This is a genomic window from Segatella hominis (assembly GCF_004535825.1).
Taxonomy (GTDB): Bacteria; Bacteroidota; Bacteroidia; order Bacteroidales; family Bacteroidaceae; genus Prevotella; species Prevotella hominis.
This window is the reverse complement of sequence record NZ_SGVY01000022.1, coordinates 13471-26787: the sequence shown is the minus strand read 5'-3', so window position 1 is coordinate 26787 and position 13317 is coordinate 13471. Positions and strand designations below refer to the sequence as shown.

Annotated in this window: 6 protein-coding genes and 1 pseudogene; all 7 read left to right on the top strand. The window is 46.5% G+C overall.

What is annotated here, in order from left to right:
• Positions 1–12: 12 nt before the first annotated feature.
• Positions 13–2706: pseudogene (locus tag EXN75_RS09325) on the top strand (SusC/RagA family TonB-linked outer membrane protein); the annotation flags it as partial.
• Between the two features lie 11 nt (positions 2707–2717).
• The gene (locus tag EXN75_RS09320) at positions 2718–4160 is read left to right on the top strand and encodes a RagB/SusD family nutrient uptake outer membrane protein (protein ID WP_118117752.1); all 1443 of its coding nucleotides are present in this window, start codon (positions 2718–2720) and stop codon (positions 4158–4160) included.
• A 2-nt stretch (positions 4161–4162) separates the two neighbouring features.
• Positions 4163–5479 carry a DUF4843 domain-containing protein gene (locus tag EXN75_RS09315; protein WP_134843595.1) on the top strand — a complete coding sequence of 439 codons (1317 nt, stop codon included), beginning with the start codon at positions 4163–4165 and terminating at the stop codon, positions 5477–5479.
• Between the two features lie 21 nt (positions 5480–5500).
• Positions 5501–7258, top strand: a complete 1758-nt coding sequence (locus EXN75_RS09310; RefSeq protein WP_134843594.1) for a PKD-like family lipoprotein — start codon at positions 5501–5503, stop codon at positions 7256–7258.
• A complete protein-coding gene (locus tag EXN75_RS09305) occupies positions 7255–8361 on the top strand; it encodes a TlpA disulfide reductase family protein (RefSeq protein ID WP_134843593.1) in 1107 nt (368 codons plus the stop codon). The genes EXN75_RS09310 and EXN75_RS09305 overlap by 4 nt, the downstream gene beginning before the upstream one ends.
• Before the next feature lie 13 nt (positions 8362–8374).
• Entirely contained in the window at positions 8375–9886 is a 1512-nt protein-coding gene (locus tag EXN75_RS09300) for a TlpA disulfide reductase family protein (protein WP_134843592.1), read from the top strand.
• 16 nt (positions 9887–9902) lie between these two features.
• Positions 9903–13226, top strand: a complete 3324-nt coding sequence (locus tag EXN75_RS09295) for a metallopeptidase TldD-related protein (protein ID WP_134843591.1) — start codon at positions 9903–9905, stop codon at positions 13224–13226.
• The last annotated feature ends 91 nt before the right edge of the window (positions 13227–13317 follow it).

The window sequence follows — 13317 nt, the reverse complement described above, 5'->3', positions numbered from 1 at the left end:
AACAAGAAGAGCTTTACTGGTAACTATGTTACGGTGAAGGGTGACGAATTGCGCCGTATCGATCCAAACAATATATTGAAGAGCCTTCAGTTCTTTGACCCTAGTTTCAAGGTGAAGGAGAACAACTCGAATGGTTCTGACCCTACTGCGCAGCCAGAGTTTCAGATGCGTGGTGACCAATCGTTGGGTTCTGTGTCTAACATGAATTCTATGGACTTGTTGCTTGACAACGTATCAAGTCGTCCGAATACACCTTTGTTTGTACTTGATGGTTTCGTAGTACCTATGACTCGTATCCTTTCCCTCGACCCAGAGCGTATTGACGATGTGACAATCCTCAAGGATGCTGCCGCTACCTCTATCTATGGTTCGAAGGCAAGTAATGGCGTTGTGGTTATCACTACAAAGGTGGCTCCTGATGGCGCCTTGTCTGTGGCTTACAATGGAACATTGACTATTCAGTCACCAGACTTGACCGATTATAACATGATGAATGCAGCCGAGAAGTTGCAGACTGAGTGGATGGCAGGTGTTTATGACCCTAATAGCGTAAGCAGCATGAACCGCTATAACGAATTGCGTCGCAATGTGTTGGCAGGTGTTGATTCCTATTGGCTCTCACAACCTTTGCGTACAGCCGTACAGACACGTCACTCCTTGACTGCCGCAGGTGGTACGGATGTGTTCAGATATAGCTTGGGTGTCAATGCAGCCTTCCAACCAGGTGTGATGAAGGGATCATCCAACAATACCAAGGGTGTTGACTTCTCCATGACTTATCGTAAAAAGCGTGTTACCGTAGGAGCCAACATCAACTTGTCGGAAACATCTGGTAACAATTCTCCATACGGTTCCTATTCATCTTATAGTCAGGCAAACCCATACTACCGCATGACCAATGCGCAAGGAGGTTATGACCAGATATTGGATAACTTTACTGCTGCGGGAAGTACTACCGTAACTAACCCACTTTACAACTCAAATATCGGTGTCAAGGACTTCTCTAGAAGCCTCAGCATAGCCAGCAGTTTGAACTTCGAGTACATGATTCTCGACAACTTGCGCTTCACGGAGTCTTTGCAATATACTCGTGGAACTGCACGTACAGAGAGATTCTTGCCTGCTGACCATACAGACTTTGCCAACGAGACAGACAAGACTTTGAAGGGTAGTTATACCAAGAACACTGGTGAGTCCACCTCTTGGTCTAGCAACATGGGTATCAACTACAACTTGCCTATCGACAAGCACTTGATCAGTATGTTTGCCAACTGGACTGTGAATGAGGATCGCAATAACTATGTAAACCTTTCTGCCACTGGTTATCCTGACCGTCACATGGATGATTTCATCTTCGGTAACAAGATGTCAACCAATCCAAGTGGTTCGGAAGCCATATCACGTACCATGAGCTTTATCGGACAGATTTCATATAGCTATGACAATAGATACTCTGTTGATTTCAACTTGAGTGAGGAGAACTCCTCTCGCTATACCAATAATAACTTTACCCCATTCTGGTCAACCGGTGTACGCTGGAATGCTTATCGAGAGAAATGGCTCGAAGGTCGTATCTCCAACTTGGTGTTCCGTGCTACTTATGGTGTGACTGGTGAGCAAAGTTCTATTCCTTACGAGACCATTGAGTTCTATACCTTCACCAATACGATGAAACCATACAACTCATTCGGAACCTTGGGTGCAATGTTGCAGGGTTTGAACAATCCTGACTTGAAGTGGGCTAAGACCGACCAGTTGAGCTTGGGAGTTGACATCGGTTTCTGGAAGAACCGCATCAATGCTTCGTTCAACTACTACAACAACATCACTCGCCAAATGATGACCCAGTATGACTTGGCTCCATCTACCGGTTTCAACTCTCAGAACATCAATGCAGGTGAGTTGCAGAACCGCGGTTTCGATGTGTCTTTGAATGTCATCGCTTACCAGAACTTGCGTAAGCAACTCTATTGGACCATCAATGCCAACGCCAACCATAACAAGAACAAGATTCGTAAGATCTCGGATTATCTCCGTAAGATCAACGAGCGCCAGTTGGCTTCCAAGAGTGCGCCACTGCCAATCTTGCAAGAGGGCTATTCTACCACCACCTTGTTTACGGTTCGTTCCTTGGGTATCGACCCCGTGACAGGTAAGGAAGTGTTCTTGACACGTGATGGACAGAAGACCTTTGAATGGAACAGTAATGACAAGGTGCCAGTAGGTGATACCAATCCAAAGGTGAGCGGTACCATCAGTAGCTCACTCAACTATAAGGACTTGACCTTCAATGTCGGTTTCACTTATAAATGGGGTGGTATTGTATATAACTCTACCTTGGTGGACAAGATTGAGAATCGTAACATCGCTTACAACTTGGACAAGCGTGCTATGACCAGCCGTTGGCAGAAGCCAGGAGATGTTACCTATTTCAAGAAGTTCTCCTTGGATGCCAGTGCTAGTCAGACAGAGCAGAGTACCCGTTTCATCATGGATGATGACGAGTTGAAGATGTCAACCATGAGCGTGGGCTATCGTATGCGCTATGAGAAGTTCAACTTCTTGCGCAAGATGAACATTGATGTCTTGTCGCTCAACTTCACGACAAACGACTTGTTCAGACTGTCTCGCATCAAGATGGAGAGAGGTTTGGATTATCCATTCGCTCGCTCATATACATTATCTCTGTCACTTATCTTCAAATAATATTGTAAATTATGAAATTCAGATTATTATATATAGGTGTAATAGCAGTGGCTTCTGCCTGCCTGACCTCATGCTCAGACTGGTTTGATGTCAGTCCTAAGACCGACGTGAAGGCAGAAGAGTTGTTTGAGACACCAGAGGGTTTTGAGAGTGCCTTGGCTGGTATCTATATCTCCTTGACGGATGAAGACAGCTACGGACACGACATGAGCTTTGGCCTTATCGACCAGTTGGCTCAACTTTACGACTGCATTCCAGACGGAACTACCGATCGTGAGGCAATCTATCAGTATGAACAGCAATCAGATGGCTACTACACCAAGTCTCGTTTGGCAGCAATTTGGCTGAAGTCTTACAACTTGATTGCCAATGCCAATAACCTCATCAAGTGGTTGGATAAGAATGGAACACGAGTTCTCGATGAACAGACTCGCAACCTCTACTATGGTGAGGCATACGCCTTGAGAGCTTATCTCCATTTCGACTTGTTGCGTGGCTGGGGACCTATGAATTATCAGACAGGTAAGTCAACCTTGACAATTCCATATCGTGAGGTAGCAAACAGTGAGAAACTTCCTCGCCTCTCAGCCGAGACTATCGTACAGAAAATAGAGGCAGACTTGGAGAAAGCCGAGCAATACCTGGCAGCAGACAAGGCTACCAACCTGGCAGACAATGAGCGTAGAAATCGTATGAACTATTATGCGGTGAAAGCTTTGGAGGCTCGTGTGGCTTGCTATGCAGGAGAGGCAGACAAGGCTATCGCCAGTGCAGAGGAGGTAATCAACCATAGTGGTTTGGCTTTGCAGACTTCCAATACCAATGATCCTGCTCAATATACAGAGACACTCTTTGGCATCAACAAGTATCAGATGAGCGACAATATCTCGTCTTATTTTGCCGAAGGACCTAGCTTCACTACTCAGTATTGGACAAGTTTGGCAAACTATAAGCGTATCTTCGAGGCAGAGGGTAACGAGCGTGATGCTGACATCCGTGCCCGTCGTGGTGCTGGAGTTTATGTATATGATGGAGTGAGTCGTGTCATCAGTCGTAAGTATCTGAAGAATGACGATGGCATCATCCCATTGGTTCGTCTTCCGGAGATGTATTACATCCTTTGCGAGATGTCACCATTGGCAGATGCACCACGATATATCAACATCGTAAGAAGTCGTCGTGGTATCTCCAACTCTTCAGCTTATACCTCATTTGCTAATGAGGATGCTAGAACTGAGGCTTTGAGCAAGGAATATCGTAAGGAGTTCTATGCAGAGGGTCAATACTTCTATTTCTTGAAACGTCATGGTATCACCTCTCTTGATTACTCTCACGATGTAAATACCGATGATGTCGTGAGCATGTCGGAAAACCGTTATGTATTCCCATTGCCAGATGGTGAGAAGGAATATGGATGGACAGATGAGGAATCTAACAATACATCAAACAATTAATTATGAAACGACATTTAAATACATTATACATATTGGGAATGGTCATCCTCGCAGGTGTCTTCTCTGCTTGTAGCAAGGAAGATCCAACCTTGTTTGGAGGTGAATCGGATGGCTTCTACTTCAATTATGACTCTAAGGATGACTTGACTTCCACTATCAACTTCGCCGACTCTGTAGTTACAGAGCCAGAGGTGGGATATGTACCTGTTCGTATCCGTCTCTTGGGTCATTTGTCAGACAAGGTAACTCCTATTACCCTCAAGGCTGATGCTGTAGATGGATATGATGAGGCTTCGGTTACTTTGCCAAAGGTGGAGTTGAAGGCAGGTGCATACGACACTACCGTGTATGTAGCAGTAGCTCGCCCTGCACAAGAAAATGTCACTTATGCGGCAAAGATTTCCTTTGAGCAAGGGGATAAGAGCATGAAGGACTTCGACAGCTTCATTATCTATACTACAGAGTCATATACCGAGCCATCCAATTGGGATGATGACATCTATGGCGCTTATAGCAAGGATAAGTATAAGTTTATCGCCAAGACTTTGAGAAAGGCTGATTTCTGCAATGATAGAAGTGACGTGCAGTGCAATACTTACAATCCAGCTTTGATTACTGCCGTAAGAGAGTGGCATAAGGAAAATCCTAACGAAGCGATTCCATACGACATTCCTTTCTTGGGTGGTGATTACTATTATGGTGAGTACGACCGACCAGATTATTGGGGTGATCTTCAGGATAAGTACTTTGGCTATTATGATGGTTATGGCTTTGGTACTTTGGCTTCAAGCTTGGGTATTAATACTCAGAATGAGGAGCAAGAATTGGGATCTAATAATGAGCAAGTTCTTGTGGCAGCCAACAAAAATGCCGTTCGCCTCATGATGGAGAACTACAACAATCTGTTTGAGCAAGGCTACAACTTCTGGGGATTCAACTCTGCGTTTAGTGTTCCAATGGTGGATGGCGTAGATTATGACGTTGTGGAACCAGCCTTCTGGACAGATGAGCAGACTAAGCCTATGATAGAGAAATATTATGGTGCTTACTCTGCAGACAAGTACAAGAAGATGATTCAGATAGCCAAGCAAGAGGCAGGTGATAGTTTCAAGCCATTCACACTCTTCCCAGTGTCATTGCAATGGGATGATGCCAGTATGCAGAATGTTCCAGTATGGGACGCTAATGCCAACTGGAATAGTATGTACTATGGCGAGCAGGTCATCTATTATCTCTACACTATGTTTAAGGCAGCGGAACCAAACTTGTTCCCTGATGGTGTAGTAGAGCCAGAAGCCAAGAGCCAGAAGAGAAAATAAATATTCTAAAACAGAAGGATTATGAAAAAAATACTATATGTTGCCATGAGTGCTTTGATGCTCACTTCCTGCTATGAGGATAAAGGCAACTATGATTATCATTTCGATGATCTCAACAAGGTCGATATCAGTGATGTGACCTACACGCCGAGTGCATACGCGGGCGTGTCGGGTAGCGTCATCGAAATCCAGATGCCTATGACGGAAAACAAGGTGCAGAGAGTGGAAGCCAATTTAAAGCAGACCTTGGCTGACAACTATGACAACCTTGACTTCACTTGGTATTCTTCCTATAAGGTAACGGAAACCAATCCGATGACAGGTCGTGAGACAACCAAGACGCTCCGTGACACACTTCATACAAGAGGTTATGTCGATTTGGATTTCCCTGCCAATACCGATAGAAGTTATAACTTGATGATGGTAGTAAAGGACAAGACCACCGATTTGGATTACTATGCCAACTTGAATGTAAAGACTCGTCTCTTGTTCAAGAATAGCTTGTTCTTCTTGCATCAGAAGGGTAGCGAGACCTACTTGGGTAACGTGGAGAAGATAGGAAGCAGTTTGGAGAGTAGAAGCAATGCTTATCAGACTGCCTTTCCAACAACTACCGATAATGTATTCTCTAATGCCATTAAGTTGGGCTTCACCACTTATATTTCTTCCAGAACGGCAACGGCTGCTTTGATGGTGTTCAATGCTGATGGACGTGGTTATTCTTACAATACCTTGAAAGGACTCCAGCGCTTTGATGTGCCATTGGTTCCGACAGGGTCAACCCCTTTTGTGGCTAGCCGACTCGTTGATGTGGGCAGTAGTGCTACGTTTAATAAGTTTGACTGTTTGATTTCTCGTGATGGTCAGTTCTATATTGGCAAGATGGCTCCTTACTTCATGGTGCCTGGTGCTGCTTCCTATGATAACACACTCCATCCTGGTGATTATCAGGTGACCGCAGCTACTGTTACGGCAGACAACTTCGTCTTGTGGGATGCCAAGAACAACCGATTCATCTATCAGTCGAATGGTGACTATGTTCCTGCTTGGAGTATGGATGGCCTTGCTGGTACACAGAGTTCTATGGCGGTCAAGGATGCTCATGTAGATTTCTCTTCCTTGGGTTCGTTGTCACCAGTGGGCAAGCAGGCTGTATATGCTTTCATCGCTTCTCACTCTGAGTTCTTCGAGGATGCCAAGCCACAATTCATCTTCAAGGACAATGCAGACAACTTCTATCTCTATGAGTTGACTTCTGTCGATGGTGGAAAGAATAGTAAGGCGAAGGCTACAAGAGGTGGTGACGATGAGGATGCTTCTTCTTCAGAGGCAGCCTATACCATCACAGGCAAGCGCCTTCCTGATTTCCATCCGGGCAGCAACTTGGCTAGCATCACTTACAACCCTTGGTTCTCTACCAACTATATCTTCTATGCCAAGGATGACCAAGTGATTCGTCACAATCTGTCGAATGGTGATGAGGAAGTAATCTATACGGCTCCAGTGGGCTATACAGTAAGCATCATCAAGTTCCGTACTTATGACTCAGAGAGTAATAGTACGTTGTCGTCCAACTTCGGTGATTTAGGTCTTTACCTCAGCATCGGTATGAACAAGGGTGACAATGGTGCAGTGGCAGAAATCAAGCTCACTACTTCTGCCGATGTGGATGAGAGTTATACGATGTTCTGTGACAAGGATGCTGACGGCAATGCCTTCGGCAAAATCCTTGATGTGCAGTTCGCTCACATGTATTCATTCAGTAAAGATAGTCAATGATACAACGCATATCTATGTCACTGCTCGCTTTGGCGAGTGGTGCTTTTCAGGTTTACGCCCAGTCTAATATGACCGTGTCGGGCAAGATAGAGGGAATACCATCCGGGCAACTTGTTTTGGTGGCTCAGGTGGGTGAGAATCAAGTGGATACCTTGGGTGCGGCTTCTTTCAAGGCACCTAAGTTTCAGTTGAAAGCGATGGTCAAGGAACCTGTCATGGCGCAGTTGGTTGTGAAAGGTTATGGTGGTGGTTTCAACTTCATTGCGGAACCTAATGCCAAGTACCAAGCTTTCCTCTGCAATGACAATAGAGCCTATGTCAAGGGAGGCGCTCTGCAAGATGAGTGGACGGCTTTCTCCAAGCGCTCGGCTGAGTTGCATGAGCAAGCCAAGGCAATGCAAGAGCGTTACGATGCTTTGAGAGCTGCCAATAAGTTCCGCAGTGCCAGTGCTACCAACGACTCTCTGCAAACGCTTCGTCAGTCGGTTCATACCGAGACGCAGGCTTTCTTGCAGAAGCATGACGATGTGTTGGCTGCCTATACTTACAATAGCAATGCCTTGATGGCAGAGTTGAATCTAGAGGAAACTCGTCGCTTATATAACTCCATGGGTGAGGGGGCTAAGAATACCCCTAGCGGCAGAATCATGTTGCAGCGCATCCAACGCATGGAGAAGGTGACGCAAGGCAAGAAGGCTCCTGACTTCACTTTGCAAGACCTACAAGGCAATGTCGTTACCCTCAGTCAAGTGAAGGCGAAGGTGAAAATCGTTGATTTCTGGGCTTCTTGGTGCGGACCTTGTCGCCTCAACAATCCTTCGTTGAAGAAGATTTATGAGAAGTATCATGAGAAGGGATTGGAAATCATCAGTGTTTCGCTCGACAACGTGAAAGACCGTTGGGAGAAAGCGGTGAGCCAAGATGGATTGCCATGGATCAATGTCAGTTCCCTGAAGGGATGGAAGTGCGAGGTGGCACAGACCTACGATGTGAAGAGTGTGCCTGCTATCTTCATCCTCGATGGCGAGAACCATATCATCGCAACCAACCTCAGAGGAGATAAGTTGGATGCTTTCCTCAATGAGAAACTAACAAATAACTAACAAGATAATAATTATGAAGAAGAAAAAGATTATGTTATTAGCACTTGGCATCATGGGCGTTTTGCCACTGATGGCGCAAGGCTCCCGACATTTCACCATCGATGGTGAAATGACTCGTGACTCTATGCGTTATGAGCCGAAGGCTATCCAGAAGGTGTATCTCAAGCATATCGTCAATGGTGAGGAGGTGCTCTTGGATTCTGCTATTGTCAAGAATCGCCGTTTCCATTTCGAGGGCACTGCTCCTGAATTTACGGAGGCTGCCATGATTACGGGCTTTGACAATGGTGCAGTACAGCTTCTCTTGGAGCCAGGAAATATCAAGGTGCTTCCTTTCGATGCCAATTTCCCTACAGGTGCCAAGGCAGAGGGAACGACTAACAATGACATATTCAAGGGGTATGTCTTGTTGCACGGCAAGAATGCTGATGATGCAAAACGCAATATCGACAATTTGCGCAAGTCTTTGCCTGATAGCATCATCAAGGATGACATGAAATACATGCCATATCATAGTGCGATGTTCAATGCCAATGGCGTATATTATAAGGTAGATGTGATGGACTACTTCTTGAAGCACATCGACAGCGAAGCTGCCCTCTTTATCTTGAAGTACGACCTCTATTATATGTATAAGCCACAGGTGCTGCATGATGTCTTCATGAAGGCTATGCCTGAGAGATTGCACGAGCATCCTATCTACAAGGAATTGGCAAATCAGCTCCTTACCAACCAGATGGGAGAGGGGAGTGCCGCACCTGACTTTTCTGCAAAAGGTCTAGATGGTAAGTCTTTGTCGTTGTCTCAGTTGAAGGGCAAGTTTGTCTTCTTGGACATCTGGGCTTCCTGGTGTGCGCCTTGTCGCCGTGAGATTCCTTTCGTGAAGCAAGCATTGGCTGAGGCTGCATCTTCCGACAACTTCAAGGTGCTCAGCTATTCCATCGACAGTAAGAAGAACGAGTGGGTGAACTGCATCAACAAGAATCAAATGACCGACAAGAACTGGATTCATGTCTCTACCTTGAAGGGATGGGGCTCCGACATCGTACGTCTGTACAATGTGCGTGGTGTACCTCATACCGTGCTGATTGACCCACAGGGAAACATCGTCAAGTTTAACTTGCGTGGCGAAGAATTGGTGAAGACAGTGAAGGACATCCTCAGCAAGCCTTTCAAGGCTAAGAAGGTAACTGCTAATAAGGAGGTAGAACTTCCTACTGTTGAGATGCCAAAGTATGTGGCATCTACTGATGCCGACAAGAAGGTGGCAGCTGAGTATGAGAAGATAGCCAAGCAGAAAGGTTTGTCTCCAATCAGTATGTTGGAGAATAAGTTGAAGTTTATCCTCGACCATAACAACTCTTCTTTCGCTCCATACGCATTGGAAAGAGACTTCTTCAACATTCTGGACAAGGCTTATAACCAGCGTCTCTCAAATGCTTTCTCTCCTGACATCCAAGACTCACCTTATTATAAGTCTTACGTGAACAAGGTGGCTGCTTTGTTGGAAGATGATGATAAATAAGTAACATTATATATTTATGTTTAATTTGAAAGCTAATAAAATAGGCATTGCCATCCTCTCCTTGGGGATGACATTGCAGGTTTCAGCGCAAGGGAAGGGGAGCGACTCGCTCCTCACCACCCTCAAGCAGGAACTGAAGTATAGCATGGAGTCGCTCAGCAAGCAGAAGACGGCTCCTTATTTCATGAGTTTGCGACTCCAGGACTCCAAGATGGTGGTGGTACAGAGCAACCTTGGTGTGGCTTCTGCCGATAGTAGCCGACAGAGAATGGTGACTCCACAGATTCGACTTGGTAGCTACGAACTCGACAACTTCAAGTACAAAAACCAGGGCAGTGGCGCTACCGGACAGAATGCTCGCAATGGACAGGGCGTGCTCATCCCACTGAGCGGACAGGTGATTCCTGCCATGCGTCAGGCTATCTGGAAGGAGACACTCCGACGCTATGACGTGGCGCTCGGCAACTTGGAGCAGGCTAAGTCGAAGACCTTGACAGGTCAGGACAACGAGGACAAGGCTCCTTGTTTCTCCAAGGCTCCGGTGGAATCCTATTACGAGGAGGACTTGGCAGAAGGACAGAAGCACATCGACATCAACTTTTGGCAAGACCGCTTGAATAAGATTACCAATGTGTTCAAGCAGTATAAGAATATCGAGCAGGGTACTGCCAATATCCAGTTTGAGGTATATCGCAACTACTTCGTCAATACCGATGGCTCAGAAATCGTGCAGAACCGTCGTGTGGCTCGTGTCATGATTTCCGCTTCGGTGATGGCGCCCGATGGCATGAACTGTCCGCTCAACCAGGACTATCTCTCCTATACTCTCGAAGACTTCCCAAGCGAGGCTCAGATGATAGCTGACGCCAAGAACATGGTGGAGCGATTGGAGGCTCTTCGCAATGCACCTATCGCCGACCCATATACCGGTCCTGCCATCATGTCGGGTCCTGCCAGTGGTGTCTTCTTCCATGAGATTTTCGGTCACCGCTTGGAGGGTCATCGCATGAAGTCGGGTGGTCAGACCTTCAAGAAGATGATAGGTCAGAAACTCTTGCCTGAGACTTTCAATGTGTTCTGTGACCCTACCTTGCAGTACTATCATGGCAATGCCTTGAATGGTTACTACAAGTATGATGACGAGGGTGTGAAGGCGCAGAGAGTGATGAATGTCACAAATGGTGTGCTTACCAACTTCCTGATGAGCCGTGTGCCGCTGGAGGGTTTCCCTCAGAGCAATGGACATGGACGTATGGTGGGCGGAAACGACCCGGTTTCTCGCCAGTCTAACCTCATCGTAGAGACTTCCAAGCCTTATACAGATGCACAGCTCAGAAAGATGCTCATCGATGAAGCCAAAAAGCAGCACAAGCCTTATGGCTATTTCTTCAAGACCGTGACCAGCGGCTTTACGCTCACTGGTGAGGGCGGTAGTCTGAACTCCTTCAATGTGACTCCTATCGAGGTGTATCGTGTGTATGTCGATGGTAGAAAGGATGAACTCGTGAGAGGTGTGGATATGATCGGTACGCCTCTGTCTATGTTCTCCAATATCGCTGCGGCTGGCAATAGCATCAGTACCTTTACCGGTATGTGTGGTGCAGAGTCGGGTTGGGTTCCTGTATCGGCTTCATCGCCTATGATCTTCGTTTCCAAGATTGAAACCCAGCGCCGTCAGAAGGAAGATCAGCAGGCTCGCATCCTTCCTGCTCCTGAACTGAAGAATACAGAGGTGAAGGTCGCTGAACCTACTACTGATGTGAAGACCAAGCGTGCTGCAGACGACAAGACGATTTTTGCGGCGATGGCTGACGAGTTGCAGCGCACCCAGCAGAAACTCTTCTATCCTAACTATCCGAAGGCGTTCTACGTGGATTACAATATGGCCCGCAGCCAGGAATTCGACGTGATGGCTTCTTTAGGTGGAATCGTCAAGGCACAGAAGAATCCTGTCATTGCCATGGGTGGTATTTCTCTGAAATTGGGCGATTATCAGAACACCAGCGATATGAAACCGGGTCAGTTTGCCAACCTCTACTTCAGCAGTGAGGTAGATTACGACAATATCCGCCGTGAACTCTGGAAGGCTTCTGACATGATGTATAAGTACAGTCTGAATTCTCAGGCTTACAAGCAGAACTACATGCAGAACAATCCTCGTCCGGAGGAGGAAAAGGGCATTCCTGATATGCTTGCGATGAAGCCAAATGTGAATGTAGATGCGCAGCCTAAGGACCCTATCAGCTATCAGAAGCTGGAAAATCTGGCTCAGAAACTCTCGGCTATCTTCCTGAAATATCCAGCTCTCTACAATACGTACGTGAACATCCACTGCAAGAACAGCGACATCTACCGTCTCAATACGGAAGGCATCAAGCAGAAGGCTTGCAATGGCTATGCTGAAATCAGTGCTCACGCTAATGTGCGCACCACCAGCGGTTCTACTTTGAACGACCGCTATTACCGTATGGTTACGTCTGATAAGGAGTTGGATGAGGCTGCCTTGATTGCCGACATCGAGAAGTTTGCCGAGCGACTGATGGAGGTGAAGCAGGCTACTCCGCTCAACGATTTCTATATCGGTCCGATGCTCTTCGAGGGCGATGCTGTGGCTAAGGCTGTGGCTAATTATATCTATCCTATTATCGTTTCCTACCGATCTGTACAGGAAAACAGCAGTATGGGAAGCCTTGTTTGGGGCAAGCGCATCATCGATAAGAAACTCTCGCTCACCCAGCGTGGTGATCTTGCCAACTACAAGGGTATGGGTCTTCTGGGCTATTATCAGAATGATGCTGACGGACTGAAGCCTCAGGCCAACTTGCCGATTATCAAAAATGGTATCTTGGAGCACCTGATTTGTGGTAGAACGCCTTCTATCAACTGCATGGAAACTACTGCCAACGACCGCTTCTATACAGATCCTACCAATGTGATCGGTACGGATGCAGTGCCGGGCGTTGTTGCCCTGACAGGAACAGGTTCCATGTCGATGAACAAGATGAAGCAGGCTTTCCTGAAGGAGGCTAAGGCGCAGGGACTCACTACTGCTTATATCGTGAGAGAACCTGCCGGATTCTCATCTTGCCTGTACAAGGTGGATGTAAAGACCGGTGCAGAGCAGATGGTGCTCGTACAGGATATTCCACAGTTGGGTAAGTCTGATTTCATGCACATATTGGGTACTTCCAGCGATGAGAATGTGCTCAATACCGTGAGAAAGGCTGTCGGTACTACGGTGATTGCTCCACGCGCCATGATCGTGGAAAGTATCGAGAAGTATCTGAAAAAGCCAAAGACTGACAAACCTTTCCCTGTAGAAAATCCTTTGGAAAAATAAGGAATAGAAAGTTAACAGTTGACAGCCTTTATTAAGATTAAAGCGAGCCATCTATTACGACCAAGCTCGGTCGTAATAGATGGCTCGAATT